Consider the following 15,487-nt stretch of genomic DNA (forward strand, 5'->3'; position numbering starts at 1 on the left):
ATGCTTTTCTCTTCCAGCCTTTCAAAAAGCGTACAGGCAATCAAGGACGTGGACCTCATCTTTTAGCAGGAGGCCTAGTCTATCCACTCTTCGGCCAACAGCGCATAGCCCATGGAATCCATCCATTCCCCGCTGCGGTGCAGGCTGTCCTTGCGGCCGTGGAATTCCTTGCGCATCCCCAAGCGCTCCATCAATTTCCACGATGGCTCATTGGCGGCGAAGCATTCGGCAGTAACCCGGCGCAAGCCAAGAGGGCCGAAGCACAGGCCGATGGCAGCACGGACGGCTTCAGTGGCGTAGCCCTTGCCGCCGTAGGCCGGGTCGAAGCTCCAGCCGAGGTTTCCCTCAACGCCTTTGGCGCTCTGCTCAACTTCGCTTTGCCCCCAGCCATCCACGATATCCAGCATGACCGTGCCGATCAGCACGGTCCCCTGCCCGGTGTCCAGTTCCACAGCCAGGTTCTTCAGCGGATAGACCTTCGCGAAGAACAACGAACGGAAATCTTCCAGTGTTGCAGGGCCAGCGGTGATCCACTGGGTGACATCGGCAAGCTGCCGGTAGCGCCAGAGGCTGTCCACGTCAGCCGAATTCATGCGACGCAGACGCAGGCGTTCAGTGGATACCGGCCAGCTGATCTTTTTCAGCGCATCTTCCATTCCCCAAGCCTAGCCCTGCGGTTTCCAGGTGCTCCTGGCCGCCACGTTCTCTCGACTGGGATCTGCCTGATCCTGTCGATGATGGACTTCGCGCTGGAGAGGGCGCCTTGGATGCCAAGCTGGATGATTCGCGCAGCATCTGGCCCCGCAGCCAACAGATCCACATTCTGATGCTCCTCGGGGCGATGCCCAGTTGCGCTTTGGGCTCCGGTTGCCGCGCGGCCTTGCCGTCCTGACCGCAGGCACGCTGCTGGTGATCTGCGCGCTGTCCTGGGCACTGCTGGTTTCCACCGGCATCATGAAGGCGTTGTGGCAGAGGAAAACGGGCGGGATCCATAAGGATCCCGCCCGTTCTCATTGCCCAGGGCCAACAGGCCGCATGCAGTTCATCGCATGTCCCTAGTCGCGCTTGCTGCTGCCAAAACCCCAAATGATCAGGACCAGCAGCGAGCCGCCGATGGCTAATAGGCAGGTGGACAATGACCAGAACTCGCTGACTCCGACACCGAAAGCTGCCGAACCAATCCAGCCTCCCAGCACTGCTCCGATCACGCCGAGCAGCAGCGTGGCCAGCCAGCCGCCTCCCTGTTTTCCGGGCTTGATTGCCTTCGCGATCGCACCGGCAACGAGGCCAAGGATGATCCAACCGATTATTCCCATGTATTCCTACTTCCCCAAGAGGTGCAGCACGATGATCGTGCCGTTAATGGCTATTTCTTGTTGTCCTGGACCGGTTCAGATGAGCACGGCCTTATTCGAATCCTGCTTTTCCGGCTTCTGGAAGCTGAACGAGATGTGCTTGCGGGAGAAAGACACCCCCAGCACCATTTCAAGGTCGGGTACTACGCGGCCATTGACCAGTTCGATTCCGCGATTCGCCGGAGCGTCGGCACGCAAGGTGAATCGCGCATAAAACACGGGTTCAGCTGCATTGCCGCCAATTCGAACGTTCGCATCCACGATTTCCGGTTGCGTTCGAGCGGCCGTTTCCGCGGCTTTGGCTATTACCGAAGTCTCTATCTCGCTGACTCCTTCGCTGCTCGATTCGTATCTGAATTCATGCGCCGACGGGCGACGCGGAATGGCAGTTATCAGCACCGCCAGCGAGAGCACGATGTCGGCAATTCCGAGCGCCAGCCCCAGTGGCAGCAGGTACTGCTGATCGATCGGCAGGCTGCTGGCAATCCGGGCTTGGCCGAGGCCAGCGCCTTGGCCAAGACCCCACCAGACTGCAGCTAGGCCCGAGGCACCGGCCGCCAACAGGACCAAACCGAGGATCGCCAGAATGAGTCGTTGGCGCACCACATGCGTTCTGAACATTTCTAGTTTCCTCCTCGACGTTGCACCGAGACTTTGACCTTGGGAGCGCGTTGCAACGGCAACCCGTCAATCACGCGCTGCGCCCGCGCCTGCGCGTTGTCCCGCACGCGCTGAACCGAGTGGGCTGGAGTCTGCACGGTAACCTGGACCAGGGCCGGGCTGCTTTTCACGCTCGCTCGGGTCACCGAATCGGTTCGCTCAACCTCGTGCCCCACCAAGGTTGATATTCCACGGCATGAGATTGCCTGTTCCGACCCCGCCGAAGGATCATCGGTATTCAGCAGGATGCTCTGCCGGCGCCCTGGAATGAGCGCGCTGAGCAACAGCAGCAGACCGAGCACCGCAAGAACCACCATGACGATCACTGCCAGGTTGTCATTGAATCGCAAGTTGCTGACCGCGTAAATGCCCTGCTGGGCAACACCAGGCCATTGCCCACTGGTCAAACGCAGCAGGCAGGATAGCGCCAGGATAACGCTCGTGGCCAACACGACGATAAAGCTGATCATCAAGGCCAGGGTGCGGGCACTGCGAACGTGCCAGAACCTGCTCATCGCAGCCTCCTGTTGCTAGTTCCTTCATCCGGCGTTGACATCCAGCTGACCCGTATATCGGTTTGCACCTGCTCAACGCCCAGATACTTGCGCAAATCAGCAGCAACCATGTTCCGGACGTCTTCGCAGGCTTGCTGGACATTGCTCGGATAGCTCAATCCAAGGTCCAAATCGACCACCACTGCACTTCCAAGCACCTCGGCCTTGGCCTTGGGCCGGCTGTCAAAATCCTTGTACTTCCCCAGTCCCAAGATCCCACCCGCGGCATAGCCGACGACTGGCACCTTATAGGCTGCTTGGGCAGCGATTTTTGAATAGACTCCCGTGTTCACCGTGGTGCGTCCACGGCTAGAGGACAGCTCTGCCATCTGCTTCACCGCCGACATTTGCTGAACACTTGGCCGAGGTCAACCCTGTCCTGCAAAAGCCATCCGACTCCAGCACCAATGATGGCGAAGAATGCCACCACCACGAACTGGGTGAATGATCCGAAGGCAATCAGCAATCCGGCTAGGCAGCCGATGGCCAAACCCCACTTGACGTGTAACATGTTCTGCTCCTTAGATGAGGACAGTTATTTCAGGCCGTCGCGGGGCTCGGCGTCATCGTCATCGTCTTCTGGCAGGTGCACGTCGGTGACTTCAATGTTTACCTCGATGACTTCCATACCGGTGGCGCGTTCAACCTGGGCGATGATATTCGAACGGATCTCGTTAGAGACCTCAACGATCGAGAACCCGTAGGAAACAACGATCGACACGTCGATGGCGGTCTGCTGCTCGCCCTTTTCGACGCTCACGCCTCCGGCCGCGTTGGCTTGGCCACCGGGGATGCGTTCGGCCAGCGAGTTGAAGGTCCGGCGGGCGGCATTGCCCATGGCGTATACGCCGGAGACTTCGCGGGCGGCGATGCTGGCGATCTTCTGGACAACACGGTCTTCGATGGTCGTCTTGCCCAGTTCGGTGTGCAACACCCCCCGGATCATTGGTTAGACAGGGGCAGGACACCATGCCGAGATTGGTCGGCCGACAGCTCCTATGTTCCTCGGTGTTTAGGAGCTGTCAACAACATAACGGGGTGTTTGGAACCGGCCCGGCAGACCGTGCTCATTGGTCGCTCATTGGAGGGGGATCCCGAAGCCTTCGGCGAACTCGTCACCGCCCTGACACCCGGCCTGCGTCAGTACTGCAAGACTTTTTTCAGCAGCTGGCAAGATGCAGAGGATGCTACTCAAGACGCGTGGATCCGCGCGTGGCAGTCATTGGGCTCGCTGCGCGAACGTGCCGCGTTTATGACGTGGCTCTACCGTATGGCACGAAATATTTGCCTTGATCGGATCCGCCAACGTGCCAACGTGCCAACGTGCCAACGTGCCAACGTGCCAACGTGCCAACGTGCCAACGTGCCAACGTGCCAACGTGCCAACGACCAGCAAACCGTGGATGATGGAGTGCTAGAGCAAACTCCAGTCCCAGACCGTGAATTGCCAGAAAACGTCGCCGTGCAACGCGGCGAACTTGCCGATGCCTGGCAGATCATCAACGGATTGCCCTCGGCGCTTCGCCAGGCGTTTGTACTGGTCGCGCTCCAAGGTATGAGCTATAGGGAAGCGGCCTTGGTTACCAACGTTTCAGAATCAACTGTGCGAGGGCGACTCGCACGGGCACGCAATGCAATCAGCGAGGCGGTGTCATGAACTCCCTTCCCTGCGGACGTACCACCGAAGACGTCCTAATGAACCTGGATGAGTCGGCCGACTTGCATGAATTGCAGTGCCGCTGGTGCCACGCCGAACGGCAGCGGCTCAAGGACCAGAACGGATTCATCACCCAACTGCTGCAAAGCTCGACTCCGGAGCACCATCCTGAAGCATTCTCGCAGCGAATATTGGGCGAAATAGCCGACCACTCGCCATTCCAGCGAATGTGGGATGTGCAAGAAGCGGGCACGGGACTGGCCAAACGCGTATCATCCCTGGATTTGATCAAGGCGATTCGAGCGGTATTTTCCGAATCGACGACATCGCAATTGAACTACACGGAGATCAAGGCGACCGACACGCAGATCCCCCACCTTAACTGGAGGGTGCAATGCCATGTAAGCATGGCTGGGGATAGCTCAGTTCAGGTTATCGAGCAGCAAGTTCTCGGATTCATCCGCGATGCCATCAGCCCGTTGATCTCCTGGAATGAATTGGTCGTTAACCTGGCCATCGAGGATATCCATGGACAGGCTATCGAGTCACTCACGCTAAGGGAAAAGAACTAGGCGGGCTTTCTGCCCCGCAATGCCGGCGAGCAGATCAGCACCGCCAAACCCGCAACGGGGAATACCATCAGTGCCAGACGCAGGCCTAAGTCTTCCGCGAGGAACCCCACTAACGGTGGGGAAAAGAGGAATCCCAGCCGCATGAGCCAGGAAACAACGCTCAACCCGGTCCCCGGCGGCAGTCCTGGTAATTTATCGGCCTGATCCATTACCGCGGGGACCAAGGTTGCCGAGCCGAACCCAGCCGCCGCAAAACCGAGGAGCGTGCTCGGAACCGTCCCGATGAGTAGCGCCAATCCCATGCCGAACGCTATCAGCAGACCTCCGGTCTGGGCCATGCCCCGTTGGCCGAATCGGTCCACCATTCGATCGCCTAAGAGCCGGCCGATGAACTGCGCGCCAACTAGCGCGATATAGCCAGTGGCGGCAAGCGGTGCCGGGGCCCCGAGAACGCCCAGATACAACGTCGCCCAAGAGTTTCCGGCATCTTCAACCATGACACCGGCAACGGATATCAGGACCAACGCCGCCATCATGAGCAGCACCCGACCGCGACGAATGGACGAGGCTTTAGCCCTAAGTGCGTCGGAGAAATCCGACGCAACAGCTTCAACAGTGGCTCGTTCCGCGGACCGAGGCAGGCAGAATTTCAACGCGGTCAGCGCGACCGCCGCAAAGAGGAGCATTGAGCCTCCCAGGTGCAACGGCAAATCCAGTTTCAGGTGCATCGCTCCGGCGGCCATCACACCGCCAATCACCGCGCCTACCGACCACAAAGCATGGAATGAATTCAGGATTGAGCGCCCATAGCGGCGCTGCACCACCAGCCCATGGGCGTTCTGCCCGACGTCGGTAATCGAGTCCATGGCGCCACCTAAAGCGAAGGCCAAGACCACCCAGATAAGACTTGGGGCGCTGCCTGCGCCCAACAGGGCCATGCCTGTGGCGATGGTGCCAAAGGTGGCAACCCGTGCGGATCCGAAGCGCCGCACCAGCGATCCCGCCGCCAGCCCGGCGAGAATGGCGCCCACCGGCCACGCGGTAACTAGCAATCCGTAGCCCACCGTCTCCAAGCCCAGTTCCTGTTTCAGCTCGGGAAGCCTGGGGGCCATATTGGCAAAGAGCGCCCCATTGGTCAGGAACAATGCCGACACGGCCGCGCGGGCACGGGAATTGGCGCTGGCTTCAGTTTTCGCCATCAGGTAATTGTTCTAAAGAGTGCGAATAGGCGAATGGGGCGGCTTGCCGGACCAGATCGCGTCCGCTGGCCAGGGCACCCTTTAGCGCTACGTCTGCGCCCAAGGTAGAAATGTGCAATTCCAGGCCGGCAAATTCCGGATCCTGGTCCAATTCTCGCTGGGCGATCTCGATTACTGGCGCCAAGTGCTGAGCCATCGCGCCACTGAGAATGATGCTTTCCAGCCCAATGAATCCCGCCAACACGGCGCTAATTTTTGCAAATCGATGGCCCAGGGACTCCAGGATTTCCAAGGCCAATGGGTCTCGCGCCGACGCGGCGTCAAAAACATTAACCGCGCTGAGTTCATTCGCGGGAACCTGCGACAGGCAGCTTACTCGGCCCTGGGCCAAGGCAGTCTTGGCTTCCATGCGAGCCTGATAGCCCAAGCCCAAGGCGTTACCTACGCCAGAGACGTAGGACAAGGCGCGCATTTCTCCGGCAAACCCCTGCTTGCCGCGCAAGATTTTTCCGTCAACCACGATTCCAGCACCGAGTCGTTCCCCGACCAGCAGTGAGGCGAAGGATCCAGCGCCACCGCGCAGCAGTTCGGCTGTGGCGGCCAAATTAGCATCATTGTCCACCACCACCAGATGCGCGTAGTCGCGCAATCCCGTGCTCCAGCACGGATTCATCCTTTGCCAGAATTGCTCAGGGTGCTCGGGGGATTTGCCGGAGGCATCCACCGGCGCAGGGACAGCAACCACCAGCGCCGCGAATTGGTCGACGCCATGGCGTTCAAGGGCCTTTTTCAACATCGTGCCAATTGCCGCCGTGCGCTCCTGCGCCCCGGCGCTGGGATCGATGCCCACTTCCTCGCGGGAAACTTCGTCGCCGTGGAGGTCGGTAAGCGCGAGGGTCAGCCGGTGTTGTCCAGCATCGATTCCTGCGATGAGTCCGGCGACGTGGTTCAGTTCGTAGCGCAGCGCCGGCCGTCCCTTGGAATATTCACCGGTGTGGCGCGTACTGGCCGCCTCGCATAACCAACCGGAGGTGACCAATTCCTTGGCCAGGCTCAGCACGGTTGCTCGGGTCAGCCCGGTGGCCCCGATCAATTCACTGGCCGTCACAGGCCCCTTTTCCCAGGCGACATCGAGAATTTTTCGGGTGTTGGCGCGACGCAAGGCATTCACGCCTGGCTCGTTTCGTTGCGGCTGTGCACGATCGGTAGATTCCACAATTTCGAGTATAGACGTAACTTTATTTACCTGCTAAATTTAATGCCGAGCTCGAAGTGATCCACCTCACCAACGACCGGAGATGCCCTTGAGTACTGCGTTAGAACACCCCAGCTTCATGGAGCGCCCGATGAATCGGCGCAGCGTACTGGGCAGCATGCTGGCCGCCGGGACACTGCTGGTCACCGGGTGCGGTTCGACAAATTCAACCACGTCGATTCGCTTCAACCAGTCCAAACCGGAAGTCATCGCCCACTTCCGCACCTTGCTCGATGAGTTCAATGCTTCCAAGACGTCGATCAACGCCGTCCACGAGGTGACTGCAGGCCTTTCGGCAGCATTCGCCCGCAACGATCCGCCGGATTTGGGGTGCCTGAACTACAACTACGAAATGGCCCGCTTCCAAGAACGCGGAGCGCTATCGGATTTGTCGGATCTGCCGCAAGTCCAGATGAACGCCCCATTCATCGCAGACCTGCTGGACTTGTACCCCCAATACCCGGGACGAGTTTCGGTACTGCCCTATTCGATGATGGGCGCAGCCGTGCTGTACAACAAGGACATCTTCGAGGCCCACTCCCTGTCCATCCCCCGGCGCTATTCCGAGTTCGTTGCCCTGTGCAAAGAGCTCAAAGAAAAGAAGATCACGCCGATCTACTCAACGTTCAAAGACGCGTGGACCGCAAGCCAAGGCCTAGCCGACTACACCCTTGGTGGGTCTGTAGACATCAATGCCTTCTTCGCCTCCCTGCGCGAAATCGGCGCGGATTTCGACCCGTCATCCGATTTGTCCTTCACGGCAGCTTTCACCGAACCACTACTGCGCATGCAGGAACTGGCAAACTACTCCAACGCGGATGCCTCCAGCCGCGGCTACGGAGACGGCAATTTAGCCTTCGCCAAGGGTGAAGCAGCCATGTATTTGCAAGGACCGTGGGCGCTTCCGGAAATCGAGAAGACCAATCCGGAAGCCGCGATCGGCACCTTCCCCCTGCCGATGACTGAAAATCCTGACGATCTCAAAGTCCGGGTGAACCTCGATCTCGCGCTATGGATCCCCGAAGCCTCGACACACCAACACGAAGCTCGCCAGTTGCTGGACTTCCTCTGCCAACCCGAGATCCAGAATACATACAACGAACTGGCGCTCGGCTTTGGCGTACGCTCCGACTCCCCTCCGGCCACCGACCCGCGGCTGGTGCAGATGCAGCCGTACATTGACGCCGGAAAGGTCTACCAGGGCGTTTCCACCGCTATCCCCCGGACCATCCCCTACGAGAACTACATGCAAGGCTTGGTCACCGGCGGCAGCGTCGAACAGACACTGGCCACCCTCGACACGGACTGGGCCCGGCTGGCCCAGCGCAGTTAGGACACCATGGCAACGACAACCACGGCACCACCGGCCACCTCGGCCGCTGCCCCGTTCCCCCAGACCCCAGCTCCCGCCCGGCGCCGGAGAATTGACGCAACGTACGTGCTGTTCCTCGTTCCGGCGCTGCTCTGCTTTACCGTGGCAATCACCGTGCCAGCTCTCCTCGGAGTCTTCTACAGCTTCACCAACTCGGTGGGGTTCGGCGACTACGAAATGGTCGGATTGACCAACTACCTCGCACTATTCGACGACCCAGCCATCATCGGCGCCTACGCCTTCACCATTGGTTTTGCCTTCATCACCGTGATCGCAACTAACGCCGTGGCTTTCATGCTCGCCGTCGGCCTCACCGCGCAAATTCGAGCACGCGTGGCCCTGCGCGCCATTTTCGTGATGCCCATGGTCATCTCTGGCATCGTGATCGCCTACGTCTTCAACTTCCTGTTCTCCAATACCCTTCCAGCACTGGGCCAGCTCCTCGGGCTGGACCCGCTGGAATCTTCCTTGCTGGCTAATCCCGATCTGGCATGGATCTCCATCGTCTTCGTCACCGCGTGGCAGGCCACCCCATCTGCGATGCTCATCTACATCGCCGGCCTCATGGCCATCCCCTATGAGCTCTACGAAGCGTCGTCTCTTGACGGTGCCAGCGCGTTCGGGCAGCTGAAGGCCGTTACGCTGCCACTGATGGTTGGCTACATCGGAATCAACATGATCCTCGGATTCAAAAACTTCCTCGGCGCCTATGACATCATCGTCGGCCTGACCAACGGCGGACCCGGAGTTGCAACGCGCTCCATCGCCATGACGATCTTCACAGGTTTCGAACGCGGAGATTACGCCTATCAGATGGCCAACGCCACGATCTTCTTCATCATCTCGCTGGTCATCGCCATCTTCCAGCTGCGCCTGACCTCAAAGGGAGAAGCCAAATGAGCACCGTCTTGAACCAGCGCCTAGCCAAGCGTTCCCGTGCGCGCATCGGCCGCGAGAAAACGAACTGGGTAGCCACATCCATCCTGGCGCTCTGCGCATTGAGCGTGCTGCTTCCCCTGTTCGTCACCATTTCCATGGCCTTCAAATCCGCCAAGCAGGCAGTCAATGGACAAGCGTTCTCCCTACCCAAGCCCTTCTCCATCGAAGGATTCACCAGCGCCTGGGAGCTAGTGAACTTCCCCAGGGCGTTCACCATCTCCCTGCTGATCACCTTGGTGGCCGTGTGCGGTGCGGTACTCGTAGCTTCCATGGCATCCTACGCAATCCACCGCAATTGGCACCGACGCTTCTACCGGCTGAGCTTCTACTATCTGCTCGGAGCGATGTTCTTGCCTTTCCCCGTGCTGGCACTGTCGCAAGTCAAGCTCACTGGCCTAGTCGGCCTCGATAACCCAGTAGGGGTAGCCATCTTGCACATCATGTTCGGACTCTCCTTCAATGTGCTGCTGTTCACCGCGTTCCTGCGCGGACTGCCCGGTGAATTGGAGGAAAGCGCACGCATCGACGGGGCAAGCACCTGGACCGCATTCTGGCGGATCATCTTCCCCCTGCTGGCTCCGATGAGCGCCACCGTCGCGATCTTCGCGTTCCTCGCCTCCTGGAACGACTTCATGATGCCTTCGCTGATCATCGCCGAGCAGGCCGACCAGACACTGCCAGTGGTTCAGCAGCTCTTCCAGACCCAATTCTCGAATAACTACCACGTCTCCTTTGCCTCCTACCTCATGGCCATGGCGCCGAGTATCATCGCCTATCTATTCACCCAACGCTGGGTGATGTCCGGGCTAACCCAGGGCGCCGTCAAATCCTGATCCACCTTCCGCAACATTATTGAAAGGAACCACAATGCCTTTGGACGAACTCCAGCAGGCCACCACCGCCGCCGTGGATGCCGATTGGTGGCGCCAGGCCGCCGTCTACCAGATCTACCCGCGGAGCTTTGCGGATACGAATGCTGATGGGCTCGGCGACCTGCCGGGCATCACCTCCCGCGTCGACTACCTCAAGTCCTTGCACATCGATGCGGTTTGGCTCTCGCCTTTTTATCCTTCGGCACTGGCTGATGGTGGCTACGACGTGGACGACTACCGCAACGTAGACCCGCGACTGGGCACCTTGGACGATTTCGATGCGATGACCCAGGCCCTGCATGCCGCCGGAATCAGGGTCATTGTCGATATCGTGCCGAACCACTCCTCCGATCGCCATGAATGGTTCAGGGCCGCATTGTCCTCGGAGAAAGGCTCCGAAGAACGCAATCGATACATCTTCCGAGATGGCCTCGGCGAACACGGCGAGTTGCCTCCGACCGATTGGGAATCGATATTCGGCGGTCCGGCCTGGGAACCTGTAGGGGACGGCCAATGGTATTTGCATCTGTTCGCCAAGGAACAGCCTGATTTCAACTGGTCCAATGACGAGGTCCGCCAGGACTTCCTCAAGACGTTGCGCTTCTGGTCGGATCGGGGCGTGGATGGCTTCCGCGTTGATGTCGCCCACGCGCTGGCCAAGAACATCGGCTACGAGAATTACCCGAGCAAGGAGGAACTTGCCGCAATGCCATGGGATGGCACTCATCCGATCTGGGATCGCGATGAGGTCCATGATATTTACGCCCAGTGGCGCGAGGTATTCAACGAATACGATCCCCCTCGCACCGCCGTCGCCGAAGCCTGGACCGATGCCGATCGCCGCCCCGCATACGCCCGCGCCAGCGGGCTGGGGCAAGCCTTCAATTTCGATCTATTGCAGGCAGACTTCGACGCTGCGGCATTCAAGAAGATCATCACCTTCAATCTCGCGCAGGCCGCCGCGGCCGGCTCCTCCACCACGTGGGTGTACTCGAACCACGACGTCGTCCGGCACGCCACCCGCTATGGATTGCCCGCCGTTGGAGATCCGGACGCGGCCAAGAAATGGCTGCTGCATGGCGCTGATGCGGAGCAGCTCGATGCCGCGCTGGGGTTGCGCCGAGCCCACGCCGCGACTTTGATGGAACTCGCACTGCCCGGCTCTGCCTACCTCTACCAAGGCGAAGAGCTCGGCTTGCCCGAAGTGACCGGCATCCCCGACGCACAACGCCAAGACCCCGCCTTCTTCCGCAACAAGGGCGTGGAAGTCGGCCGCGATGGCTGCCGGGTCCCGCTCCCCTGGTCGACATCCGGTCCATCCTTCGGATTCGGGGAGTCTCACGCGCATTTGCCGCAGCCGGCAGGTTTCGGACAGTACTCCGTCGCAGCGCAGGACGGCCAGGACGGCAGCACCTTGGAACTCTACCGGAAGGCACTGAAGTTGCGGCGTGAACTGCAGGACGAGGAATCCTTGCGCTGGTTGCCCAGCGAACCCGGAGTGCTGGCCTTCAGTCGTCCAGGCGGCTGGGTGTGCATCACTAATTTCAGCGCAGAACCTCAGCCGCTACCGGCAGGTGAATTGCTGCTGACCAGCGCCGAACTAACCGCAGAGCACACGTTGCCTGCGGCGACTACCGCGTGGTTGCGCGCTTAGCCTGACGCGCTGCCATACTGCACACCTGCGGCCGCGGTGTTCCTAGAACGAACCGCGGCTGCAGGTGTTTCGCCCGGCAGTTGCTAGGGCTTCAGCCAACGCACCTCGCCGGTGGCCAGGTCGTAGACCGCTGGAACCACCCGCGTGCGCTTCTCCTCAACCGCGGTACGGATAATCGACGAACGCTCCAGCAGCTGCTCTGCCACGGCCCGGGCATTGGCTTCCACCACTGTCTGCACATCCTCTGGTTGCGCGCCGGCCATTTGGGCTTGGCGTGCCACCGGCACAATCTGATCCGCGAAGTCGCCCATTTCCCCTGGCAAGGACGGGTTCCGCGGGTCCTTGGCCATTGCTTCCAAGGTGCCGGTGACAGCCCCGCAGGATGTGTGCCCCAGAACCACCAGCAGTGGCACCGCGTAGGGTGCGGAAACGGCGAATTCCATGCTGCCCACCAGGGTGTCATCCAGGACAGCGCCAGCGGTGCGGGTGACGAACAGGTCGCCGATACCCTGGTCGAAGAGCAACTCCGGGGTCACTCGGGAGTCGACACAGCCATGGACCAGCGCGAAGGGCGCCTGATGCTCCGCCAAATCGGCACGCAGCCCGGTTTCCTGATTCGGATGCTTCGGGCTTCCGGCGACATATCGCTGGTTGCCCGCCTGCAATGCGTCGAGCGCTTCCCGTGGTGTCTGCGGCGCGGTCGCATGGTTGACCGGAGCCGCTTCGGAGGCCACCTGGGCTGGTGCGCAGGCGGCCAAGCCGGCGAGGGCAATGAGTCCGGCAGTTCCGGCGAGCAGGCTGCGCCTGCTGGTTTCTGCGCGTACGGCGGAAGGCTGGGCTTGTGGTGCGTCTTTGCGATTGAGCATGGTGCCTTTCGAAGGTGTCCAGGTAAGCGGCAAAGACAATTAACGATTCTTTGACACTAAATAACACGATGCAGTCTATTGATTCATATTTGATTTTTGGACCAGAAGAGCAACATTACGGAGAGTTTTAACGCTCTTGTCACATAGTGGCCTCCAGCAGAAACCCACTTGCCTCCGAAGCCCCCTTAAGCACGCTGTGATTGACACCACACTTTTTCTTCGGTTGGATGGAGCTGTCAATCGATCGATTGATTCTTGAGGCGCAGGGTGGTTTTCATGGAATTGGGAAAGGTCCAGCAAGCAGCCGTAGCTTGTTTCGCTCAGCGCGGCTTCGCGGCGACCGGCATCCGCGAACTCGGCACAGCCGTTGGACTGAACTCAGCCACGCTTTACCATTACGTGGGTGGCAAGGAAGACCTGCTGGTGGGCATCATGAACGACTGCCTGGCCGCCATGATCACCGGCGCCGGGCAGGCACTGGCCGGCAGCAAGGATCCGGTACGCCAGCTCGCCTTGCTCGTGGCCTTCCACGTCGGGTTCACCGCAACCAACCCCGACACCGCACGTGTCACCGAATACGAGATGCGCGCGCTATCCGCCGAAGCCCGCGAAAAGATGCAGGCACTGCGCGATGACTACGAGCAGCTCTTTGCCGACGTGCTGGAAGCCGGCGAGCGCCAGGGAAGCTTCAGCACCCCGGACTTGGGCATCGCCCGCCTGGCACTGATGGAAATGGGCACCGGCGTCTCGCACTGGTACCGCAAGGACGGCCGGCTCTCGCTGGCCGAGGTACAGCTGAATTTCATTTCCCTGGCCATGCGCATCCTCGCCGTGCCCGACGAATTCCCGCTGCCCCCGCAACAGCTGCCCGTACCCCGGGTAATCGCCAGCGAACCGACCAGCAAGGACTGACTTCGTGAAGACTCTTTCCTCCCAACTGAACCCAGAGCAGTTTCAGCGCAACGCGGCCGACCAGGCGCCGTTGCTGGCCGAGCTGCACGAACGGCTTGAACGCGCCGCGCGCGGCGGCTCCGAGAAGTCCCGGCAGCGCCACGTGGATCGCGGCAAGCTGTTGCCCCGCGAGCGGGTGGATGCGCTGCTCGATGACGGCTCGCCCTTCCTGGAAATCGCGCCGCTGGCCGCGGAGGACATGTACGATGGCGCGAGCCCCGGCGCCGGAATGATTGCCGGCATCGGCCTGGTGCACGGCCGCCAGGTGCTGGTCATCGCCAATGACGCCACCGTCAAGGGCGGCACCTACTTCCCGATGACCGTCAAGAAGCACCTGCGCGCCCAGGAAGTCGCGCTGGAGAACAACCTGCCCTGCATCTACCTGGTGGATTCGGGCGGAGCGTTCCTGCCGATGCAGGACGAGGTATTCCCGGACCGCGAGCATTTCGGCCGCATCTTCTACAACCAGGCGCAGCTCTCGGCCGCCAAGATCCCGCAGCTGGCCGCGGTGCTCGGCTCCTGCACCGCCGGCGGCGCCTACGTGCCGGCGATGAGCGACGAGACGGTGATCGTGCGCAACCAGGGCACCATCTTCCTCGGCGGCCCGCCGCTGGTGAAGGCCGCCATCGGGGAGATCGTCACCGCCGAGGAGCTGGGCGGCGGAGACCTGCACGCCAAGACCTCGGGCGTGGTGGACCACCTGGCCGAGAACGACGAGCATGCGCTGATGATAATCCGCGATATCGTCTCCACCCTGCCGGCCAACCCGGCGCCCGCCTGGCGCATCGAGAGCCAGGTGGCCGAGCCGCTCTACCCGGGCAGCGAACTGGCCGGGGTGGTGCCGGTGGATGTCAACGCGCCCTATGACGTGCACGAGGTCATCGCCCGCATCATCGATGCCAGCATGTTCCACGAGTTCAAGGCCGACTACGGCACCACTCTGGTCACCGGCTTCGCGCATATCCACGGGCATCAGGTAGGCATCATCGCCAATAACGGCGTGCTGTTCTCCGAATCCGCCATGAAGGGCGCGCACTTCATCGAGCTCTGCGACCAGCGCGGCATCCCGCTGGTGTTCTTGCAGAACCTCGCCGGATTCATGGTGGGCCGCGACTACGAGGCGGACGGCATCGCCAAGCACGGGGCCAAGATGGTCACCGCCGTGGCCACCGCCCGGGTGCCCAAGCTGACGGTGATCATCGGCGGCTCCTTCGGCGCCGGCAACTACTCGATGTGCGGCCGGGCCTACTCCCCGCGCTTCTTGTGGATGTGGCCGGCAGCGCGCATCTCGGTGATGGGCGGGGCCCAGGCCGCCTCGGTGCTCTCCACGGTCAAGCGCGATGGACTGGAGGCCGGCGGCGGCAGCTTCGGCGCCGAGGAAGAGGAAGCGTTCAAGGCTCCGATCCGAGAGCAATACGAAACCCAGGGCAACCCCTACTATTCCACCGCCAGATTATGGGATGACGGGGTCATCGACCCGGCAGATACCCGCCGGGTGCTCGGCCTGGCCCTGGATGTCTGCGCCCGCCAGCCGCTGCCGGCAACCAACTTCGGCCTCTTCCGGATGTAGTGCGAGGAAAA

The 15,487-nt window shown here is 60.9% G+C and carries 18 protein-coding genes; 8 read left to right on the forward strand and 10 right to left on the reverse strand.

Annotated features, from left to right (window positions below; translation table 11 throughout):
- Positions 1-74: 74 nt before the first annotated feature.
- The 7 genes from ACRDT3_RS08365 to ACRDT3_RS08395 form a co-directional block, all read right to left on the reverse strand.
- Complete coding sequence (locus ACRDT3_RS08365; RefSeq protein ID WP_431492538.1) at positions 75-656, reverse strand: GNAT family N-acetyltransferase; 582 nt, start codon at positions 654-656, stop codon at positions 75-77.
- Positions 657-1,055: 399 nt separating this feature from the next.
- Entirely contained in the window at positions 1,056-1,316 is a 261-nt protein-coding gene (locus ACRDT3_RS08370; RefSeq protein WP_431492539.1) for a GlsB/YeaQ/YmgE family stress response membrane protein, read from the reverse strand.
- Between the two features lie 75 nt (positions 1,317-1,391).
- Positions 1,392-1,976 (reverse strand): hypothetical protein, encoded by a 585-nt coding sequence (locus ACRDT3_RS08375; RefSeq protein WP_431492540.1) that lies wholly within the window; start codon positions 1,974-1,976, stop codon positions 1,392-1,394.
- A 2-nt stretch (positions 1,977-1,978) separates the two neighbouring features.
- Positions 1,979-2,530, reverse strand: coding sequence for a DUF6286 domain-containing protein (locus ACRDT3_RS08380; RefSeq protein WP_431492541.1), 552 nt, complete (start codon positions 2,528-2,530; stop codon positions 1,979-1,981).
- Entirely contained in the window at positions 2,527-2,898 is a 372-nt protein-coding gene (locus ACRDT3_RS08385; protein ID WP_431492542.1) for an Asp23/Gls24 family envelope stress response protein, read from the reverse strand. The genes ACRDT3_RS08380 and ACRDT3_RS08385 overlap by 4 nt, the downstream gene beginning before the upstream one ends.
- A gap of 5 nt (positions 2,899-2,903) precedes the next feature.
- Positions 2,904-3,080, reverse strand: a complete 177-nt coding sequence (locus tag ACRDT3_RS08390) for a hypothetical protein (protein WP_431492543.1) — start codon at positions 3,078-3,080, stop codon at positions 2,904-2,906.
- Positions 3,081-3,104: 24 nt separating this feature from the next.
- Positions 3,105-3,503 carry an Asp23/Gls24 family envelope stress response protein gene (locus tag ACRDT3_RS08395; RefSeq protein WP_431492544.1) on the reverse strand — a complete coding sequence of 133 codons (399 nt, stop codon included), beginning with the start codon at positions 3,501-3,503 and terminating at the stop codon, positions 3,105-3,107.
- A gap of 108 nt (positions 3,504-3,611) precedes the next feature.
- Here ACRDT3_RS08395 and ACRDT3_RS08400 point away from each other — a divergent pair, with 108 nt between their 5' ends.
- Together ACRDT3_RS08400 and ACRDT3_RS08405 are read left to right on the forward strand one after the other, a co-directional pair.
- Positions 3,612-4,226: an RNA polymerase sigma factor gene (locus tag ACRDT3_RS08400; protein ID WP_431492545.1), complete on the forward strand. Its 615-nt coding sequence runs from the start codon at positions 3,612-3,614 to the stop codon at positions 4,224-4,226.
- On the forward strand, positions 4,223-4,798 hold the full coding sequence (locus ACRDT3_RS08405; RefSeq protein WP_431492546.1) for a hypothetical protein: 576 nt from the start codon (positions 4,223-4,225) through the stop codon (positions 4,796-4,798). Before ACRDT3_RS08400 ends, ACRDT3_RS08405 begins: the two co-directional genes overlap by 4 nt.
- Here the strand turns inward: ACRDT3_RS08405 and ACRDT3_RS08410 are convergent.
- Both ACRDT3_RS08410 and ACRDT3_RS08415 read right to left on the reverse strand, forming a co-directional pair.
- On the reverse strand, positions 4,795-5,997 hold the full coding sequence (locus tag ACRDT3_RS08410) for an MFS transporter (protein ID WP_431492547.1): 1,203 nt from the start codon (positions 5,995-5,997) through the stop codon (positions 4,795-4,797). The genes ACRDT3_RS08405 and ACRDT3_RS08410 overlap by 4 nt on opposite strands.
- Positions 5,984-7,168, reverse strand: coding sequence for an ROK family transcriptional regulator (locus tag ACRDT3_RS08415; protein ID WP_431492548.1), 1,185 nt, complete (start codon positions 7,166-7,168; stop codon positions 5,984-5,986). Before ACRDT3_RS08415 ends, ACRDT3_RS08410 begins: the two co-directional genes overlap by 14 nt.
- Before the next feature lie 175 nt (positions 7,169-7,343).
- On the opposite strand from ACRDT3_RS08415, the gene ACRDT3_RS08420 reads away from it, so the two are divergent.
- Genes ACRDT3_RS08420 through ACRDT3_RS08435 form a run of 4 tightly spaced genes read left to right on the forward strand, consistent with a single transcriptional unit; the run spans position 7,344 to position 12,089 of the window.
- Positions 7,344-8,585 (forward strand): ABC transporter substrate-binding protein, encoded by a 1,242-nt coding sequence (locus ACRDT3_RS08420; RefSeq protein WP_431492549.1) that lies wholly within the window; start codon positions 7,344-7,346, stop codon positions 8,583-8,585.
- 6 nt (positions 8,586-8,591) lie between these two features.
- Positions 8,592-9,524, forward strand: a complete 933-nt coding sequence (locus ACRDT3_RS08425; RefSeq protein ID WP_431492550.1) for a carbohydrate ABC transporter permease — start codon at positions 8,592-8,594, stop codon at positions 9,522-9,524.
- Positions 9,521-10,396 (forward strand): carbohydrate ABC transporter permease, encoded by an 876-nt coding sequence (locus tag ACRDT3_RS08430; protein ID WP_431492551.1) that lies wholly within the window; start codon positions 9,521-9,523, stop codon positions 10,394-10,396. Before ACRDT3_RS08425 ends, ACRDT3_RS08430 begins: the two co-directional genes overlap by 4 nt.
- 34 nt (positions 10,397-10,430) lie before the next feature.
- Positions 10,431-12,089, forward strand: coding sequence for a glycoside hydrolase family 13 protein (locus ACRDT3_RS08435; RefSeq protein ID WP_431492552.1), 1,659 nt, complete (start codon positions 10,431-10,433; stop codon positions 12,087-12,089).
- Positions 12,090-12,172: 83 nt separating this feature from the next.
- Here ACRDT3_RS08435 and ACRDT3_RS08440 read toward each other — a convergent pair whose 3' ends face one another.
- Complete coding sequence (locus ACRDT3_RS08440) at positions 12,173-12,955, reverse strand: carbonic anhydrase (RefSeq protein WP_431492553.1); 783 nt, start codon at positions 12,953-12,955, stop codon at positions 12,173-12,175.
- A 276-nt stretch (positions 12,956-13,231) separates the two neighbouring features.
- Here ACRDT3_RS08440 and ACRDT3_RS08445 point away from each other — a divergent pair, with 276 nt between their 5' ends.
- Positions 13,232-13,867, forward strand: a complete 636-nt coding sequence (locus ACRDT3_RS08445; protein ID WP_431492554.1) for a TetR/AcrR family transcriptional regulator — start codon at positions 13,232-13,234, stop codon at positions 13,865-13,867.
- A 4-nt stretch (positions 13,868-13,871) separates the two neighbouring features.
- The gene (locus ACRDT3_RS08450; protein ID WP_431492555.1) at positions 13,872-15,476 is read left to right on the forward strand and encodes a carboxyl transferase domain-containing protein; all 1,605 of its coding nucleotides are present in this window, start codon (positions 13,872-13,874) and stop codon (positions 15,474-15,476) included.
- Positions 15,477-15,487 lie beyond the last annotated feature (11 nt).

This window comes from Glutamicibacter sp. (genome assembly GCF_050701915.1).
Lineage (GTDB): Bacteria > Actinomycetota > Actinomycetes > Actinomycetales > Micrococcaceae > Glutamicibacter.

What these genes read in the sequence shown, in the direction of transcription:
- ACRDT3_RS08365 (WP_431492538.1), bottom strand. Translation starts at nt 656, where the DNA reads ATGGAAGATGCGCTGAAAAAGATCAGCTGGCCGGTATCCACTGAACGC.
- ACRDT3_RS08370 (WP_431492539.1), bottom strand. Translation starts at nt 1,316, where the DNA reads ATGGGAATAATCGGTTGGATCATCCTTGGCCTCGTTGCCGGTGCGATC.
- ACRDT3_RS08375 (WP_431492540.1), bottom strand. Translation starts at nt 1,976, where the DNA reads ATGTTCAGAACGCATGTGGTGCGCCAACGACTCATTCTGGCGATCCTC.
- ACRDT3_RS08380 (WP_431492541.1), bottom strand. Translation starts at nt 2,530, where the DNA reads ATGAGCAGGTTCTGGCACGTTCGCAGTGCCCGCACCCTGGCCTTGATG.
- ACRDT3_RS08385 (WP_431492542.1), bottom strand. Translation starts at nt 2,898, where the DNA reads ATGGCAGAGCTGTCCTCTAGCCGTGGACGCACCACGGTGAACACGGGA.
- ACRDT3_RS08390 (WP_431492543.1), bottom strand. Translation starts at nt 3,080, where the DNA reads ATGTTACACGTCAAGTGGGGTTTGGCCATCGGCTGCCTAGCCGGATTG.
- ACRDT3_RS08405 (WP_431492546.1), top strand. Translation starts at nt 4,223, where the DNA reads ATGAACTCCCTTCCCTGCGGACGTACCACCGAAGACGTCCTAATGAAC.
- ACRDT3_RS08410 (WP_431492547.1), bottom strand. Translation starts at nt 5,997, where the DNA reads ATGGCGAAAACTGAAGCCAGCGCCAATTCCCGTGCCCGCGCGGCCGTG.
- ACRDT3_RS08420 (WP_431492549.1), top strand. Translation starts at nt 7,344, where the DNA reads ATGAATCGGCGCAGCGTACTGGGCAGCATGCTGGCCGCCGGGACACTG.
- ACRDT3_RS08425 (WP_431492550.1), top strand. Translation starts at nt 8,592, where the DNA reads ATGGCAACGACAACCACGGCACCACCGGCCACCTCGGCCGCTGCCCCG.
- ACRDT3_RS08430 (WP_431492551.1), top strand. Translation starts at nt 9,521, where the DNA reads ATGAGCACCGTCTTGAACCAGCGCCTAGCCAAGCGTTCCCGTGCGCGC.
- ACRDT3_RS08435 (WP_431492552.1), top strand. Translation starts at nt 10,431, where the DNA reads ATGCCTTTGGACGAACTCCAGCAGGCCACCACCGCCGCCGTGGATGCC.
- ACRDT3_RS08440 (WP_431492553.1), bottom strand. Translation starts at nt 12,955, where the DNA reads ATGCTCAATCGCAAAGACGCACCACAAGCCCAGCCTTCCGCCGTACGC.
- ACRDT3_RS08445 (WP_431492554.1), top strand. Translation starts at nt 13,232, where the DNA reads ATGGAATTGGGAAAGGTCCAGCAAGCAGCCGTAGCTTGTTTCGCTCAG.